The following is a 17,795-nucleotide window of genomic DNA, read 5'->3' on the forward strand; positions in this document are numbered from 1 at the left end:
CAACTGTGAAATTATATTTCTAATTTATTTAGGGAGGCTTTTTATGAAACGTAAAGTGGTAGCAACCATGCTTGTAGCAGCAATGACAATGGGCCTTGCGGCATGTGGATCCTCTGCATCAAGTACAGCAACGACTGCAGCAGCTAAGGAAGAAACAACTGCAGCGGCTAAGGAAACTACAGCGGCAGCCGGAGAAACAACTGCGGCAGCAGGCGCTGAGAGCAAGGCAGCTGATACTAAGGCGGCAGCAGAGACCAATGCAGAGGGTGCGGTTACCGGTAGTAAGGAAGGTCAGACCGTCCTTAAGTGCTCCTTTAACCAGAGTGCGGACAACCCTGAGGCAGAGGCTGTAAGAGAGATGAGCGATGCGCTTTACGATGCTACAGAGGGCAGATATTCTATAGAGGTTTATCCTAACGAGCTTCTTGGAAATCAGCAGGACTCTCTTGCATCTGTAAGTGCAGGTGCGGTAGATATGGCTCTGGTTGCCAACTCACTTCTTGAGGGTGTTAATCCGGACTTCGCAGTTCTCGGTACACCGTATATGTTCGAAAACATTGACCAGCAGGAGGAGCTCTTTACTAACGGTAATGATGCCGTTAAGAAGCTGTACAGCACAACAGAGTCCAAGGGATTTAAGGTACTTGCAGCTTACTGCCTTGGACCTCGTAATATCTATACCAAAGATGGTCCTGTTACAAAGCCGGAGGATCTCAAGGGCAAGAAGATCCGTGTTATGCAGTCTGATACGATGATTGCAATGATGAAGGATCTTGGCGGTGTTGGTACACCGATGTCACAGGGCGATGTTTACTCCGCAATTCAGACCGGTACACTGGATGGTGCTGAAAACAACATCATTACCTATATGGATCTTAAGCAGAATGAGGTTGGTCCGTACTACTCCAAGACACAGCACCTGATGATCCCGGATGAGGTTATCATTTCCTCCACAGTGCTTAATACCATGAGTGCCGATGATCAGGCTGCACTTGAGAAGGTTGCTACAGATTCTGTTAAGACTGCTTACAGCCTCTGCGCAGATCTGCGTGACAAGTATGAGGAAGATGCCAAGGCTGCCGGCGTTACGATCACAGATGTGGATATTACTCCGTTTAAGGATGCATGCCAGGAGCTCATCGAGAAAAATGCCAACATGTCCGATGATACCAAGGCAGTGTATGCTGAGATCCAGAAGATTCAGAACAAGTAATCCTTGTATGATTTGCTAAGGACAGAAGATCAGAGTCTGATTCATTGAGTAAATGTGAATGAATGGGCCCGCGGGGAGCCCCGCGGGCCCATATTATAGCCAAAATGGCTGATGAGATAAGGAGGATCATGCAAGTGATTGCTATCAAAAGGGTTGTGGACAAGATCGTTGCATGGATTAATATTATCCTGCTGGGAATTATGGTTGTCCTCGTTACGTATCAGGTTATTGCAAGATATTTCTTTAATGCTCCGAGCACCATGGCGGAGACGCTTGCGCAGTATATGTTTGTGTGGATCATTATGTATGGATCCTCTTATACCTTTGGACTGAGAGAGCATCTGGAAATTTCCGTATTAAAAGACAAGCTGCCGCCAAAGGCAAGGTTTCTGGATGATATGCTGATTGACATTGTGCTGGTGCTTTTTGCACTGGGAGTCATGGGCTGCGGAGGATATGCACTTACAAAGCAGCAGATGGGTGTTACGGATGCAGCGCTTCAGATTCCTATGGGAGTCATCTACAGCGCGATCCCAATCAATGCAATCCTGATTCTTTTTTACGCGGTTTATCTGATCATGGATGATCATCGTCTTTTCCTGGAGCGCTCCAAACAGAAAGGGGGAAATGAATAATGTCACAAGCAGCATTAGCCGGCCTGGTCATGGTCGTTGTTATCGTTATAACGCTTGCGCTGGGATTCCCGATCGGACTTTCCATCGGAACCGGGTCTGCACTGGCCATCATGGTGATTCTGCCATTTGACCGTGCAATGATTACCGCAGGTATGAAAATGTTTACCGGAGCCAATTCGTTTTCGCTTCTTGCCATTCCGTTCTTTGTTCTGGCAGGAAATCTGATGAACAGTGGCGGTATCGCGAAACGTCTGATCGGCTGTGCGCAGATTCTTGCACATCGTCTGCCGGGATCTCTTGCACAGACCAATATTGTTGCCAACATGCTTTTTGGTGCGATTTCTGGTTCTGGTGTTGCCGCAGCTTCTGCTATGGGTTCCATCCTTGGACCGATGGAAAAGGAGGATGGCTACTCTAACGAATACAGTGCAGCTGTTAACATTGCATCCGGCCCGACCGGAATGATGATTCCACCTTCTAACATCGATATTGTTTATACCACTGTTGCTTCCGGCGTATCTGTAGCCGCGATGTTTATGGCAGGATACATTCCGGGCATTATGTGGGGCATTGGCTGTATGATTGTTGCGGGGTATCAGGCAAAGAAGAGAGGATATGTCTCCACGCAGCACATGACAGGAAAGGAAGTTGTAAAAACCCTCTGGGAAGGTATCCCCTCACTTCTGATGATCGTTATCGTCATCGGCGGTATTTTAAAGGGTGTGTTTACAGCAACGGAAGGCTCTGCCATTGCAGTAGTTTATGCGCTGGTGCTTTCTCTTATTTATAAGAATCTGAAGATTTCCATGCTGCCGAAGCTACTGCTTGACTCTGTAAAAACTACAGCAGTTATCGAGTTCCTTGTATGTGTATCCTCGATCATGTCCTTTGTTATGTCCTATGCCAAGATCCCGCAGATGATTTCCAGCGGTATCCTTGGCATCAGCAAGAGCCCGATCGTGATTCTGCTGATCATGAATGTGATTCTCTTACTGGTTGGTACCTTTATGGATCCGACACCGGCAGTCCTTATTTTTACACCGATTTTCCTGCCGATTGTGCAGACCTTCGGTATGAATGCCGTTCACTTCGGTATGATGATGGTTATGAACCTTTGCGTTGGTACGTTGACACCTCCGGTTGGAGCGATTCTTTTTGCAGGATGTCGTGTAGGCAATGTTTCGATTGAACAGGTTATAAAGACGCTGCTTCCATATTTCCTGGTGGTTATCATCTGTCTCATGTTAGTAACCTTTGTTCCGGCTTTGTCTCTTGCAATCCCGCAGGCACTTGGTTTGTGCTGATTACATGATACACGATCGGTACGTCCGATGGATACGATCCAATCCCGCGGGTCTTGCTTTAGCCGGGATTGGATCAATTGACAGTTAAAAGATTATAAGATGACAGAAGTAGGAGATAAGTGTTATGGATATTAGATATAGTGCCAATCCGGCAGATATCAAAAGATATACAACAGAAGAGCTGCGGAAGGAATTTCTGATCCAGGATCTGTATGAGCCGGACCAGGTTAAGGCAGTGTACTCCCATGTTGACCGTGCGGTTGTACTCGGTATTTTACCGGTGCACGAGGAAGTTCCGGTGGATAAGGGTATTGACATCCGGAAAAATTTTGGAACCAAATTTTTCTTTGAGCGCCGTGAGGCTGGCGTATTTAACCTTGGTGGTAAAGGCACAATCCGTGTGGATGATGAGACATATCCTATGGACTTTGAGGATTGCCTGTATATCACGATGGGAACCAAGAAGGTAACATTTGCATCAGAGGATCCGGAGAATCCTGCCAGATTTTATCTGGTATCGGCTCCGGCGCATAAGCCATGCAAGACAACATTCATCAGCTTTAAGGATGCTAAAAAGCGTCCATGCGGTGATGAAAAGACAGCCAATAAGCGTGTCATTAACCAGTTTATCCACCCGGATGTGTTGGAAACCTGCCAGCTTTGTATGGGTCTGACACAGCTTGCACCGGGCAGCGTATGGAACACCATGCCGGCACATACACATGAGCGTCGGATGGAGGTTTATACCTACTTCAATATCCCGGATAACAATGTGGTTTTCCATATGATGGGACAGGGACAGGAAACGAGACATATTGTCATGCATAATTTTGACGCGGTGATTTCTCCGTCCTGGTCGATCCATGCAGGATGCGGCACATCCAACTATACCTTTATCTGGGCAATGTGTGGTGAGAACAAAGAATTTGATGATATGGATGAAATACCAATCACAGAGATGCGTTGATGTTTCATTAGTCTAAAAGGAGCAGATAAGCAATGGATAAGGATATTTCAAAATTTAACTTTGAGCTTGCGCATGTAGGTATCAATGAGCCTGACGCCGAGGAAGCTAAAAAAACAGCAGAGCTGTTAACCAGGCTTTTTGGATTTAAACAGAGAGAGACTTCGGGATCAATTTTTTCCAATGAGCAGTTTGAAATCATGAAAATGCCGTTTTTAGGACGGCTTGGACATATTGCGATCCGGACAAGCTATATCGAGGAAGCCAAAAAGTATCTGGAGGAGCAGGGTGTGGAGTTTGATGAATCCACAGCTAAGTATGATGAGGCAGGAAAGCTTCGCATCATTTATTTTAAGGAAGATATTGCAGGGTTCAGATTTCATCTTACAGCCAGAAACTGAGCTGGCAGGGTGAAACGATATAATGCAGGATAGATATGGAGAGAGAAACTATGAATAAACGAGTCCTGACATTTGGGGAACCGATGGGCCTGTTTATCGCCGAGGAAGAAGCACCGGTTGAGGATGTTAAGCATTATACTATGTCGCTTGCCGGCGCAGAGTTTAATGTGGCTGTCGGGCTTACAAGACTAGGGTATCAGGTTGGATATCTCACAAAGCTCGGACATGATCCGTTTGGCAAGGCGATTGAAGCGGGCATGCGGCATGTCGGCATCGATACCTCGATGACGATTTACAGTGAGGATCATCAGACCGGTTTTATGCTGAAAAGCAAGACGGAAAAAGGAGATCCGGATACTTTTTACTTCCGTAAGAACTCTGCTGCTTCCACTATTTCGATACAAGATGTAGAAAAGATTGATCTAAGTCAATGGGATGCGCTGCATGCATCCGGTATCCTGCCGGCAACGAGTGATACGGCGCATGAGGCATCACGCTATCTTTTAAAGAAGTCAAAGGCAGCGGGCATCCCGATCTTTTTTGATCCGAATCTGCGTCCTGCCTTATGGAAGGATCAGGAAACCATGATTGCAGCAATTAATGAGCTCTGCTTTATGGCGGATTATGTTCTGCCCGGGATTAAGGAGGGCGAGATCCTCTGCGGCACCCGGAACCCGGATGAAATCGCGGACTTTTACTTATCTAAAGGTGTGAAATGTGTGGTTGTCAAGGTAGGCGCGGATGGAGCCATCGCTTATCAAGGCGGCAGGAAATACGCGGTTCTATCATATCAGCACGGACCGATTGTAGATACTGTAGGTGCCGGTGATGGATTTGCTGTCGGTGTAGAGAGTGGTCTGCTGGAGGGATTATCCCTTCCTGATGCAGTGCAGCGAGGCAATGCAATCGGTACGATTCAGATTATGAATGTCAGCGACAATGAGGGACTTCCGACTCGGGAGCAGCTCATGACTTTTATGAAAGACACACCGCTTGCTGTTCCGGAAGGAGTAAAAGCATGACTATTTTTGAAAAGCTTGCAAGTATAAAAATTATCCCAGTTATAAAAATTGATACGGTGGAACACGCAGTTCCGCTGGCTGAGGCATTGGTGGCAGGCGGATTGCCGGCAGCGGAAATTACATTCCGGAGTGATGCAGCGGAGGAGAGCATCCGGCGGATCACCGAGGAAGTGCCGGAGATGCTGGTGATCGCAGGAACAGTGCTGGATCCTGTGACAGCAGACAGAGCCGTAAGGGCAGGAGCCAAGGCCATTGTAAGTCCGGGTCTTAACCTTGAGACAGTCCGTTGGTGCAATCAGCATGGTATTCCTGTAATTCCCGGGACAGCAACACCGGGTGAGCTGGAAGCCTGCATGCGTGAGGGACTGAAGGTTGTGAAGGTATTTCCTGCGGAGGTACTGGGCGGTGTAGCATACTTGAAAGCACTTGCCGGACCTTATGCCTCCATGAAGGTTATGCCGACAGGTGGTGTCAAGCCGGGCAATGTCCGCGAATATCTGAAGCAGCCGAATCTGCTTTGCTGTGGCGGTACCTGGATTGTACCAGGGGACCTCTTAAAGGCAGGAGATTTCAAGGCGATCGAAAAGCTTGCAAGAGAAGCTGCTGAGATCCGGGATGAGATGGCATAATATTGCCTAATCAGATTTTGCTGTGATGATGAAAACTGCAGCAGTAAAAGTTTAGTAATGAAAATTGTGCATATACATAGTGCAGTAAGCAGGATATGTAAGTTGTTACATATCAGTAAGGAGACTATATGAGTGGAATTCTGGATAAATTCAGACTGGATGGTAAGGTTGCCTGGGTGACCGGCGCAAGCTATGGACTGGGACTTGCATATGCCACTGCATTTGCAGAGGCCGGTGCCAGAAAAATCATTTTTAATGATATCAATCAGGAGCTGGTAGACCGTGGTCTTAAGGCATATAGAGAGAGAAATATTGATGCTGATGGATATGTTTGTGATGTTACCAACGAGGAGCAGGTACAGAAGCTTGTAGAGGATGTTACTAAAAAATACGGTGGTATTGATATCCTTGTAAACAATGCAGGTATCATTAAGAGAATACCGATGATTGAGATGTCCAAGCAACAGTGGGATCAGGTGATTAGCGTGGATCTTACAGGCCCGTTTGTCTGCTCCAAGGCAGTTTTGCCACAGATGATCAAGAAAAATTCAGGCAAGATCATCAATGCCTGCTCCATGATGTCAGAGCTTGGCAGAGAAACGGTATCTGCTTATGCTGCAGCCAAGGGCGGACTCAAGATGCTTACTAAAAACATCTGCTCGGAGTATGGCAAATATAACATTCAGTGCAACGGTATCGGACCTGGATACATCGCAACACCGCAGACTGCACCGCTGAGAGAGAAGCAGCCGGACGGCTCCATGCATCCGTTTGATCGTTTCATCCGTTCCAAGACTCCTGCGGAAAGATGGGGTGAAACGGAGGATCTGGAAGGACTGGCTGTATTCCTTGCATCACCTGCTTCTGACTTTATCAATGGGCAGGTTGTGTATATCGATGGTGGTATCCTTGCCTATATCGGACAGGATCCATCCCAGCTGGATGAATCCAAGTTTAAGGATGAGGTTACCAAAGAGGATGTCAAGGTAAATGATCAGTAACATGCATGGTATACGGACCAGGGAGGTGCCAGGATGATATATGGCAATGTCAATGCTAAGGAAACGGAACACGCATATGATCCGCTGATTGTCCGTGCCATTGATTACTGCAGACATACTAAGGCAGAGGACATCCATGAAAGCAAGTTTATGCCGGAGGGAGAAGACTTTAAGGTCTTGTATTGTGAGAGAGTGACTGGACCAAAGTCGGAAAAGAAGGCGGAGGTTCACAGCCGCATGGTGGAAATCCAGTATTGCGCAGAAGGCAGACAGAGCATGGGTTATTATCCGGATCTGGGATGTTTTCCGGTGCTGGAAGATCACCTAAGTGAGGAACGGGATGTACGTTTTTATCAGAATACAGAGGACGCAGGAGAGATCATGCTGCCGCTGTATCCTGGTCAGTACTGTGTTTTCTTCCCTGAGGATGTCCATCGCCCCTGGTGCACTGCAGGCACAGGGCCAGAACCGATTAAGATGATCGTTATTCAGATTCCGCTTAGTAAATTGTCAAGATAAGGCGTTCTTAAACGGGAGCGTCAGAACAAGGAGAAAGTAAAAGGATATGAAAAATCCAAAGGAGCTTGGAGGCATTTACGCAGCAAGTATTACAGCCTATGAAAATAATGGTCAAGTATCCGCGCCGAGACTTCAGAAGGTGATGGAGCGAAATCTTAGAGAGGGCGCAGCCGGTTTTTTTATTGGCGGTAGCAGTGGCGAATGCTTTCTGCTTACAGAAAACGAGCGTATCCAGGTTTTTGAAGCGGCATCGGTATATCGAGGAAAAACAAATCTGATTGCGCATTGTGGGGCAATTGGCACGGATGAGGCAGTACGTTATGCTAAAAAAGCAATGGAACTTGGCTATGATTTTCCGGCAGCTACTGCACCGTTTTATTATGGATTTTCGCCAAAAGAAATCTGCAGCTATTATGATGCCATTGCAGAAGCAGCGGGAGTACCAGTATTGATCTACAATTTCCCTGGAAATACACATAAGGAATTTGATGTTTCCGATCCGAATTATGTTTCGCTTTTCAGGAGTGGAGCAATCCTTGGCGTGAAGCAAACCAATTATAATCTGTTTCAGATGGAACGGATTCTCAATATCAATCCGGATCTGATCGCATTTGACGGTTATGATGAAACCATGGTTGCAGGCAAGGCACTCGGTTGTATTGGCGCAATCGGCAGCACCTTTAATATGATGCTCCCGCATTATAAGAAAATCTGGGATTTCTATGATGCTGGCAACACCAAGGAGGCACTAAAGCTGCAGCATAAGGCTAATAATTGCATGGAAGCTATGTGTCGTGTGGGCTTGATTCCTGCTATCAAATATGAGCTCGGTAAAATGGGGGAGCCGGTAGGCGAGGCCCGGAAACCATTCTCACCATTGAGTGATGAACAGAAAAAATATGTTGATGAAGTACTGAGCCGGAATCTGATTGTTTAAGATCAGCTCAAATAAAACTACTTAAGCCAGAAAAAAGCATGTGAGCATTTTGCCCGCATGCTTTTTCTGGCTTGATCACGGCTCTCGCTGCTTTTGTTTTTGCATTCTGAGAAATGCTGCAGCGCAAGAGACCAGAAACCTCCCGTTATATGGGCGTTGTTTTTATGAGATGATTATCTATGCAGGACAGGCAGTTTATATAGAGGAGGTAGTCCGGATTTAGGATACCGGGCAATACTTTTACAGGTGTCACTGCTCTGACCGGCGGCTGCGATGACATCTTTTTTTCTCTTCGTACATAGCCGTATCCGCCTTGGCGAGCAGAGGATCCGGGTTTGTAACGGGGCCATAGTGCACATAATATCCGAGCGCTATGTCAATGCCAGAGCTTAGGGTAAGAGCATGGAGTTTATGCACAAGATCCTTAACACCACTTATGTCCATCCCCTCCTGGATCAGCAGAAATTCATCACCACCAGTACGGAAGGTATGATCTCTATCGGTACAATTCATCAGGATCTCTGCGGTTCGCTGGATCAGCATATCTCCGGCATGATGCCCTAAGGTGTCATTGGTGGATTTTAAGTTGTTAATATCACCGGCAAGAAGCGTGAGATATCCTGTACCCTTATAGGAGGCAATGAAATGCTCCAAGCCTCTCCGGTTTAATGCACCGGTAAGTGGATCCCGGACACTTTGCTCCTCCATGTGCTGCATGGTATTCCGGTTCCGAATCATGATGGACAGAAAGCTTATAAGAGTTGAGAGTACCTGGCTTGCAGTCTGGAAGGTTTCATCGGATGAGTTGATCACCATGGTAAAGCCCATGAGCTGCCTTGCCATCATAAGCTGACCGGATACTATATTTTTAACGTTTTCAATCGGCAGATGAAGCGTAGGATTATCACGGATAAATTCTGGATAATTTGGAATCCTTGCTACCTGCTGCAGTTGAAAGAGTGCATAGAGCGGCTGCACATCCTCATGACGGAGGTTGGTCAGTGCAGGCTTCAGCGGAGCAAGCTGCTCCTGATGCCATTCGTAAGTGCAGTAAACAGAGCCGTCGTTTCTCCGCTCAAAAATCAGGAGTCTCTCAGATTTCAGACTTTCGGCAATTTTGGCTATCGTTTTTTGGATACCTGTGGACGGGTCAGGTTCTGACATTCCCATCATGATAGCATCATTGGCGTTGGACTCATAAAAAAGAAGGTTGTCATTGTCAGACTGGTCTGTTTCTGATGCTGTCTCTGAAGGAACGGATAGGCCATAGCTTTTAAGAAATTCCGGTAGAAGCCAGCCACGATTTGGGTGGCGCTCCCATAGATCCTCCTGTTCCGCCAGCAGGATGTCTTTGGACGATGTTTTCATTAGAACTAATGCACGGAAGACTGTCCAGCGACAGGATCCATCCTCTCTTTTTACCCTGAAAAGATCTGCAGCTTCTGCACTTCCGGATTTTTCTGCCATCAAGTAGAGATGATCCGGATTAATAAATGCCAGAAAGCGTTTCACATCTGCAGTATGCACAAGCTCTTCCGCATATATACGGAAGGATTCTGAAATACCATGAAATACGGTGCCTGGCTTTACTTTAGGATGCACACAGTCCAGTACTTCAATCTGATCCTCCTGCATATTGAGATAATAGAGTCCGTCATACAGAAGCTCAAGATTACGGAACACAGAGTCCAGCTTCCTGGCGGGACCAAGCATATCGATGGAGCTTAAATTGGTGAGAGATGCTTTGCCCAGCCAGTGATCCCTGGAACCTGCAATCTTGATCATGGAAACCTGTAGGTACTGTCCGCTGTCTACATAGGTCAGGCTGCCGGAGGTGTTGGTATAGACCTGTTTCATAAATTCCTGAAATCTGCTTCTGGTTGGGTAACTCGGCAGATCAAGATAGCGGTTGGATGAATCCAGGTCCTGTGTATGTACAGAATTGAGTGCTTTAAGATAAGCGGTGTTTGCAGTCAGTAGACGGATCCTGTCCGGAGTATATTCGGCGATTGCTACCGGACTATCACAAGCGACATTGACCAGCTCTGCTGTTTTCATCATATCCCGGTCTTCTGAGGTCTCCATCTGGAGGCCTTTGGCATTGCTGTCAGCCAGAGCACTACTGTAAGGCAGAGGATGTCCATAGTAATATCCCTGGATCATGCCGCAGCCAATGAATTTCAGAAATTGATACTGTTCTTTGTTTTCCACACCTTCTGCAAGTGTATGCATCCCAAGAGATTTAGCCATGGTTACGACACTGGTGATGATTTTCCGGCTCTTTTGGTCAAAGTTCTGAAAAAATCCCATATCGATTTTTAATACATCAAAGTTGTAATTATGCAGCGCGTTGAGCGAGGCATATTCGCTGCCAAAATCATCCAGCCAGACCTCATACCCTGCGTTATGAAATTTGCTGATGATACGTTTAAGATTCTGACGGTTCCATACCATGACAGATTCTGTGATTTCAACATGGAAGTAGCTGCGGGGAAGATCGTATTTTTTTACAGTCTGCTCCAGAACCTTGAGAGGATCCATCAGGATGAAATCCAGCTTGGACAGATTAAAGGAGACAGGTACCACGGGCAGTCCGGCAGAGAGACGTTCGCGGAACATGCGGCCGACCTCTGAGATAATATAAGTATCCAAACGGTCAATCAGTCTGGAGCTTTCCAGCACGGGGATAAAGATATCAGGGCAAAGTGTACCGTTTTCCGGATCCTCCCAGCGTGCCAATGCTTCAAAGCCGCAGAGTTCCTCCGACAGCGTGCGGACAACAGGTTGATAGTACACCTTGATATAGCCTTTTCTTAATGCTTCGTCAATGTGCTTTATGACATAGAGATGATTATCAATCTGTTCTCCCATGGCATCTGTATAGATCGCGCAGCATTGCGTAACATCTGTTTTAATGGAATTGTAGGCAATTTTAGCCATATCAAAGCTGTTGATCAGCCACTGACGACTTGCATTTTCTGCAACATATACGATGCCGCATTTTAAAAGAATGTTTCTGTCGTTGATCCTGTCGTTGATTTTTTCGCAGACGGATTCCACCCTCTCGATAAGATCATCCTTTTTGAGCAGCGCCGCAAAACAGTCGGCAGTAAGATGCCCGATTGCCTGTCCGGGGAACGCTTTCAGCAGAGTATCCGCAATCTGGCGGAGGAGATGGTCGCCGGCGTGTATTCCGAAGCTTCTGTTGTATTCGCGGAAGTTTGTGACGTCAAAGTATACCGGACAGTATTGCGACAAAATGTGTTGCTGCCGGTTCTGATCTGATATTTCCAGGGCTTTTTTAAAGAAATCATTTCTGCCGAGAAGTCCGGTCAGCCCATCTGCTTGAAACGCATGTGAAAGCATTTCGGAAGATAGGACCTGCAGTATAAATACCTGATGACCATCCAACCCGGAGTGAGTCAAGAAAGCCTCTGCCATACGGAAATGACCTGCGAGAGTGCGGTATGTATAAGTGAAGGACGATGTAGTTTGCACTTCTCCCAAAATGCCGGAAAGGGAAGAGGCAGAAGATTCTTCTTCGATCCTCATGCCCTGAAAGTGTCCGCCGGTTAGATGCATAAAGCTGGACTCATCTGGGCAATCATATAACTGCAATAGTTTTGCATTGGCAAAAAGAATTCTTTCCTGTGGGTCCACAGATAAAAAGCAGATTCCAAAATCTAATTTGTCGTAAAAAGTGTGATATTGCTGAGTATTAAACATAGAATTATTTATCCGGACTTACAGTCTGTGAAATCTTTTCCAAAATCAGAAAGGATGGAATTAAAGCAAGTTGGAGATATTTTACTTTAGAATTTTTAATCCTGCAAGATGGTATGCAATATCAGAATGTCAGCTTGAAAGATTGGAATTGATATTTTACGCATAGCTTTAAAGCGGGGTGATGAAATAGAGACATAAATGTGCTATAATTTTTATATTCATTCAGACATTCAGAGCTTGGATATTAGTTAAGCATGTGCACGGATTCTGAAATATTCTATATTGGAAAAGGTTCAGAACATGAAACTAACAATTTATGATATAGCTGAAAAAGCCGGAGTTTCCCCGGCTACCGTTTCCCGGGTAATCAACAAAAAGGGAAATGTAGGAGCTGCTACCCGCAAAAGGGTGGAAGATATCATTGCGGAGGAAAATTATGTTCCGAATGCAACCGCGCAAAATTTAAGCAACGGTTCCTCACATCTACTTGTGTTCATTGTTCCGGATATTGAAAATCCGTTTTTTGGCAAGATTCTGCATGGCATTACAGAACGTGCAGAGGAAATGGGCTATAGTGTGCTGCTTTATGGTACGGATGGAGATCTGGATAAGGAGCATCAGATTCTGCATACACTCAGGACCGATATGATTGAGGGAGTTTTTATTTCGATCGCAAAGGATGATGATCAGGTTTCTATCAGGACACTGGAACGCCTCAAATCCGGCGGCATTCCGGTCGTTCTTGTTGACAGGGACATCGAGAATACGATTTTTGATGGTATTTTCTCAGATGATCAGCAGGGAGCATATGATGCGGTGCAGTGTCTGATCAAGGAGGGACATCGAAATATCGGGATTATTACCGGGCCAGAGCATTCTCTTCCAAGCAAGTCGCGGCTTACCGGATATCGAATGGCACTCGAGGACGAAAATATACCCTATCGCATGGAGTATGTTGTGGATGGCAATTTCCGAATTGAAGAGTCTTATCGTGCTACGGAACAACTTATAAATTTAAAGATTCCGCCATCTGCGATTTTTACCTGCAATAATCTGAGTACTCTTGGGTGCCTGCATTATCTGACGTCACATGGATATACAGTTGGTAAGGATATTTCCTTAATTTCGTTTGATGAAATCCCTGAGCTTACGTATGGTGGAGTTCGTCTTACTTCTGTTGATCGTCCGATTGTGGAGATGGGATATGAGGCTATGAATATCATGTACCGTCGGCTGACGGAAAATCAAGGTACGACAGCCAATACTATCAGCTGGTATGACAAAATTGTGCAACGGAGCTTCGTTAAAACTAAAATCGTCCTAAGGGGATCTGAGAAGTTGAATCCTAAGGAATCTAAGGACAAAAAACTATAGTTAATGAAGTATATGATGTGTAGAATTTAACAAATGAAACCCGAAATTTATAAAGGGACTGCTGTGTAGATGCAGCAGTCCCTTTATAAGTGGTTATAAGTTGCTGATTGGGACCGGACCCTTTACTCGTTCAAGTTTTCGGATCCGGAGAAATTAGAAACAAATGAAATCTGGAGTTCGTCTGCTATGAGGACAGATTCAATGAGGCTTCCTGATATTGGATTATTTTATAATTGCAACACCGTTGGATGCGCCGAGTCTGTCTGCACCGGCAGCAACAAGCTGCTCGGCAAACTCTCTTGTATGGATGCCACCACTGGCTTTTACGAGCATACGGTCTCCCACAGTTTTTTTCATTAATGCAACATCCGGCACAGTCGCGCCACCCTTGGAAAAACCGGTGGAGGTTTTTACAAATCTGGCGCCTGCCTGCTCGGAGAGCTCGCATGCTTTGACTTTCTCATCGTCAGTGAGCAGGCAGCATTCAATTATGACTTTAACGATGGCTGGTTTTGCAGCGTCCACAACAGCCTTAATGTCCTCCAGGACAAGCTGATAGTTTTTATCCTTCATGGCGCCGATATTCATAACCATATCCACTTCTCCTGCACCATCCTCTACGGCACATTTTGCTTCATAAGCTTTGGCACGGGTTACCATAGCACCCAGCGGAAAGCCGACAACACAGCAGGTGGTAATGCCGGTGCCCTTAAGCTCCTCCGCTACAAGCTTTGCGTGGCAGGAGTTTACGCAGATGGAGTGAAACTTATATTTTTTTGCCTCATCGCAGTACCGTTTGATGGTTTCCGTTGTTGCATCTGCCTGCAGCATGGTGTGGTCAATCTTATCGGCTAATTCTTCTACTGTCATAATGGTATATAAGCTGATCTGAGAAGCAAAATCAGCTGACTCCTTTCTCCTATATTAACATTTTAATTTTTCATTCAGTTACATTCATTCCGTGGCATTCATTCAGATCAGATAGTGTGAGCATATATTTCAGATCTTTGAAAGGATGGCTTCTACAAGCTGATTCCCTTTACAGGATTTGCATAAGACGGGACAGCTTCATCCTTTGGCACGGATCGTTTATTTATTAATCAGATAAACTATAACACTGAAACATAAAATAGTAAAGCGGTTGCAGAATATACGTAAATAATTTCATCTTTGCTGATACATAATCAGGTAGATAATAGGTTAAAATTACCAATAAAGTATTGATTAATACTGATAAAATCATAAATATATATAATTTTTCCATTGACTTTAAAATTTACTAGTGCTAGCATATGAAACAGAAAAGGAAACCGGTATCACAAATCGGAGGTAAAATACATGGGTAAAACAGCGGTATTTGGCAGCTTTGTTGTGGATTTGATGGCGAGAAGCCCGCATCTTCCGGTGCCGAAAGAGACTGTGAAGGGCTCAATGTTCCGCATGGGACCAGGTGGCAAAGGCTTTAACCAATGTGTTGCAGCACATAAGGCAGGTGCTGATGTTATTATGATGACTAAGCTTGGCAGAGATACCTTTGCCAATGTGGCACTGGATACTATGACAGAACTTGGTATGCCAAAAGATCATCTTTTCTATAGCGATGAAACGGGGACGGGAATTGCGCTGATTCTTGTAGATGAAGGCACAAGTGAAAATGAGATCATTATTGTTCCGGGAGCCTGTGGAACAATCACTGCGGCAGAAGTTGAGAGTGTGGAAAGCGTCATTAAAGACTGTGAGTATGTGCTTCTGCAGCTGGAGATCAATCAGGATGCCAATGAGATGGTCGCGGAGCTTTGCAGGAAACATGGTGTCAAGATGATTGTTAATACTGCACCATATTCGCCGGTAAGTGATGCGTTTCTGTCTAAGGCATGGATGGTGACTCCCAATGAAATTGAGGCGGAGGAGCTTACGGGTGTAAAGGTTACAGATTTGGATTCTGCCAAGGCTGCTGCACAAGTATTTTATAAAAAAGGCGTGCAGAAGGTAATTATTACATTGGGTGGCAAGGGAGTGTTTGTTTCATCAGATGGCAGAGAGGAAATTGTTCCGGCAAATCACGTTCAGGTAGTTGATACGACAGGAGCAGGAGATGCGTTTAACGGAGGTTTACTGTGCGCACTTGCAGAAGGTAAGGATATCTGGGAAGCAACGAGATTTGCTCAGGCACTTGCGGCACTGTCGGTACAAAAGATCGGAACGACTCCGTCTATGCCGACAAGAGCGGAGATTGATGCATTTTTAAAAAATTAAGTAACGAAATAAACGGATCATTAAAACATATTGGAGGTAAGAAAAATGTTAAAAGGAATTCCTGACAGAATCGGATCAGATCTTTTAAAAGCACTGGCAGATATGGGGCACGGAGACATTCTCATTATTGCAGATCACTATTATCCTCCTAAGACAAAAACACCAAATGGGATAAGCCTGCAGTGCAAGGGCAATACTGCCGCAGAGATGGTGGACGCGATTCTGCAGCTTATGCCTCTGGATGACAGATATTGTGAGCATCCGGTGGAATATATGGTACCAGATAAGGATTCCGGAGTTGTTGTTGAGCACTCTGAGGCCTGGGAGCAGGTGTTTGCAGCGGTAAAAAAGCAGGGCTATGATCCGGAGAAGGTTTGCGGCCCGATTGAACGTACAAAGTTTTATGAAAAGGCAGGCAGAGCATATGTTACGGTTTGTACCAGTGAGACCAAGGAGTATGGCTGTTTTATCCTGCAGAAAGGCGTTAATTGAATTTGTACAATGCACAGCATGAGAGAAAGGCTGTGAGGAAATAAGTTTCAAGTTTAAGAGGAGGAATTATGAGAACAAGACGGTCATTGGCAATGATTCTGAGCGGTGTGATGGCGATTTCGCTCGCGGCTTGTGGTGGAGGATCTACAGCGGCAACAAGCAAGGCAGCAGCGGATACAACGGCAGCTGCTGCAACGACAGCTGCTGCAACGACAGACACTAAGGCGGCTGGAGCAGCAGAGACAACAGCGGCACAGGGAGCTGCTTCTGATGTGGCAGGTAAGGAATATAAGATTGTATATCTTACACCTTCTACAGCATCACAGTTCTGGACCTATGTAGAGATTGGTATTAAAAATGCAATGCTGGATCTCCAGGATAAATATGGAATCAAGATTGACTACTCGACAGTCGGACCATCTGAGGAGAGCCAGACGGAGGATTATGTAGCAGCATTTGAACAGACGATTGCGCAGAAGCCGGATGCTATTGTAACAGCGACACTTGCGATTGATGCAACCATTCCAAAGGCGCAGGAAGCTACAAATGCAGGCATTGTTCTGAATTTTGTTAATTGCGGCCTCGGTGTTGGAGACGATGGAGCCAATGAGGACACTTACAATGAATTCTATTATTGCTCCAATGATACCATCGGCGAAATGGCAGCACAGGCATTTGTAGATGCATGCAAGACCAAGGGAATTGATATTACCAAGGGTACAGTAGGTATTAATACCAACGTGGAAAATGAAGCATTGAATCATCGTGTAGATGGTTTCCGTAACAAGCTGAAAGAGCTTGCACCGGATCTTACGCAGACCGATACATATTATAACGGCAATGTTGTTGAGACAGCGCAGTCCAACGCGGAGAATATCATTTCTACCTATGGTAACGATCTGATCGGTATGTATTCCGGAAATAACATTACTGGTGACGGTGTTTGCAATGCGGTTCAGGCGGCAGGTATTGGAGACAAGATTGTAAATGTTGCCGTAGATTCTGATGATACAGAGATTGCGGCTCTGAAGGGTGGATATGCTGACGCTATTATTGTTCAGGATGCATATCAGCAAGGATATCTCTGCATGGAAAATGCAATTGAAACACTTGTACAGGGTAAAAATCCAGAGAGCAAGAAACAGATTAACTGCCCGCCGGTTGTTATTACTCCTGATAATATGAACAATACAGAAATGCAGGATCTGCTGGATCCGACAAGACTTTCAAAGTAAGCTTCTGGATTATTAGATCCTTTATTAAAAGAAGTGAAACGCGGACTGCTGCTTCAAAATGAGGAGCAGCAGTCCTTACTGTCTGAA

At 45.5% G+C, this 17,795-nt stretch carries 16 protein-coding genes; 14 read left to right on the forward strand and 2 right to left on the reverse strand.

Annotated features, from left to right (window positions below):
* The first annotated feature begins 43 nt into the window (after positions 1 to 43).
* The 10 genes from ACTNEN_RS02775 to ACTNEN_RS02820 all read left to right on the forward strand — a co-directional run bounded on the left by ACTNEN_RS02775 (position 44) and on the right by ACTNEN_RS02820 (position 8,625).
* Positions 44 to 1,213, forward strand: coding sequence for a TRAP transporter substrate-binding protein (locus ACTNEN_RS02775; protein WP_441204547.1), 1,170 nt, complete (start codon positions 44 to 46; stop codon positions 1,211 to 1,213).
* 134 nt (positions 1,214 to 1,347) lie between these two features.
* On the forward strand, positions 1,348 to 1,848 hold the full coding sequence (locus tag ACTNEN_RS02780) for a TRAP transporter small permease (protein ID WP_441204548.1): 501 nt from the start codon (positions 1,348 to 1,350) through the stop codon (positions 1,846 to 1,848).
* Positions 1,848 to 3,152: a TRAP transporter large permease gene (locus tag ACTNEN_RS02785; protein WP_441204549.1), complete on the forward strand. Its 1,305-nt coding sequence runs from the start codon at positions 1,848 to 1,850 to the stop codon at positions 3,150 to 3,152. Before ACTNEN_RS02780 ends, ACTNEN_RS02785 begins: the two co-directional genes overlap by 1 nt.
* A 124-nt stretch (positions 3,153 to 3,276) precedes the next feature.
* Complete coding sequence (gene kduI, locus ACTNEN_RS02790; protein ID WP_441204550.1) at positions 3,277 to 4,119, forward strand: 5-dehydro-4-deoxy-D-glucuronate isomerase; 843 nt, start codon at positions 3,277 to 3,279, stop codon at positions 4,117 to 4,119.
* Positions 4,120 to 4,151: 32 nt separating this feature from the next.
* Positions 4,152 to 4,517 (forward strand): VOC family protein, encoded by a 366-nt coding sequence (locus ACTNEN_RS02795; RefSeq protein ID WP_441204551.1) that lies wholly within the window; start codon positions 4,152 to 4,154, stop codon positions 4,515 to 4,517.
* Positions 4,518 to 4,567: 50 nt separating this feature from the next.
* On the forward strand, positions 4,568 to 5,539 hold the full coding sequence (locus ACTNEN_RS02800) for a sugar kinase (RefSeq protein ID WP_441204552.1): 972 nt from the start codon (positions 4,568 to 4,570) through the stop codon (positions 5,537 to 5,539).
* The gene (locus tag ACTNEN_RS02805; RefSeq protein WP_441204553.1) at positions 5,536 to 6,168 is read left to right on the forward strand and encodes a bifunctional 4-hydroxy-2-oxoglutarate aldolase/2-dehydro-3-deoxy-phosphogluconate aldolase; all 633 of its coding nucleotides are present in this window, start codon (positions 5,536 to 5,538) and stop codon (positions 6,166 to 6,168) included. Before ACTNEN_RS02800 ends, ACTNEN_RS02805 begins: the two co-directional genes overlap by 4 nt.
* A 128-nt stretch (positions 6,169 to 6,296) precedes the next feature.
* Positions 6,297 to 7,169, forward strand: coding sequence for a gluconate 5-dehydrogenase (locus tag ACTNEN_RS02810; protein WP_441204554.1), 873 nt, complete (start codon positions 6,297 to 6,299; stop codon positions 7,167 to 7,169).
* Between the two features lie 33 nt (positions 7,170 to 7,202).
* Complete coding sequence (locus ACTNEN_RS02815) at positions 7,203 to 7,688, forward strand: YhcH/YjgK/YiaL family protein (RefSeq protein WP_441204555.1); 486 nt, start codon at positions 7,203 to 7,205, stop codon at positions 7,686 to 7,688.
* A 46-nt stretch (positions 7,689 to 7,734) separates the two neighbouring features.
* Positions 7,735 to 8,625: a dihydrodipicolinate synthase family protein gene (locus ACTNEN_RS02820; protein ID WP_441204556.1), complete on the forward strand. Its 891-nt coding sequence runs from the start codon at positions 7,735 to 7,737 to the stop codon at positions 8,623 to 8,625.
* A 249-nt stretch (positions 8,626 to 8,874) separates the two neighbouring features.
* Here ACTNEN_RS02820 and ACTNEN_RS02825 read toward each other — a convergent pair whose 3' ends face one another.
* A complete protein-coding gene (locus ACTNEN_RS02825; RefSeq protein WP_441204557.1) occupies positions 8,875 to 12,066 on the reverse strand; it encodes an EAL domain-containing protein in 3,192 nt (1,063 codons plus the stop codon).
* Positions 12,067 to 12,651: 585 nt separating this feature from the next.
* Between ACTNEN_RS02825 and ACTNEN_RS02830 the strand changes: the two genes are divergently transcribed.
* The gene (locus tag ACTNEN_RS02830) at positions 12,652 to 13,725 is read left to right on the forward strand and encodes a LacI family DNA-binding transcriptional regulator (RefSeq protein WP_441204558.1); all 1,074 of its coding nucleotides are present in this window, start codon (positions 12,652 to 12,654) and stop codon (positions 13,723 to 13,725) included.
* A gap of 222 nt (positions 13,726 to 13,947) precedes the next feature.
* Here the strand turns inward: ACTNEN_RS02830 and deoC are convergent, their stop codons facing one another.
* Positions 13,948 to 14,595 (reverse strand): deoxyribose-phosphate aldolase, encoded by a 648-nt coding sequence (gene deoC, locus ACTNEN_RS02835; protein ID WP_441204559.1) that lies wholly within the window; start codon positions 14,593 to 14,595, stop codon positions 13,948 to 13,950.
* 468 nt (positions 14,596 to 15,063) lie between these two features.
* Between deoC and rbsK the strand changes: the two genes are divergently transcribed.
* The 3 genes from rbsK to ACTNEN_RS02850 all read left to right on the forward strand — a co-directional run bounded on the left by rbsK (position 15,064) and on the right by ACTNEN_RS02850 (position 17,708).
* Positions 15,064 to 15,981, forward strand: coding sequence for a ribokinase (gene rbsK, locus ACTNEN_RS02840; RefSeq protein WP_441204560.1), 918 nt, complete (start codon positions 15,064 to 15,066; stop codon positions 15,979 to 15,981).
* A gap of 45 nt (positions 15,982 to 16,026) precedes the next feature.
* Positions 16,027 to 16,473, forward strand: coding sequence for an RbsD/FucU family protein (locus ACTNEN_RS02845; RefSeq protein ID WP_441204561.1), 447 nt, complete (start codon positions 16,027 to 16,029; stop codon positions 16,471 to 16,473).
* A gap of 68 nt (positions 16,474 to 16,541) precedes the next feature.
* A complete protein-coding gene (locus ACTNEN_RS02850) occupies positions 16,542 to 17,708 on the forward strand; it encodes a substrate-binding domain-containing protein (protein ID WP_441204562.1) in 1,167 nt (388 codons plus the stop codon).
* Positions 17,709 to 17,795 lie beyond the last annotated feature (87 nt).

It is taken from the genome of Oribacterium sp. HCP28S3_H8 (genome assembly GCF_052064775.1).
In the GTDB taxonomy this organism is placed as follows: domain Bacteria; phylum Bacillota; class Clostridia; order Lachnospirales; family Lachnospiraceae; genus Oribacterium.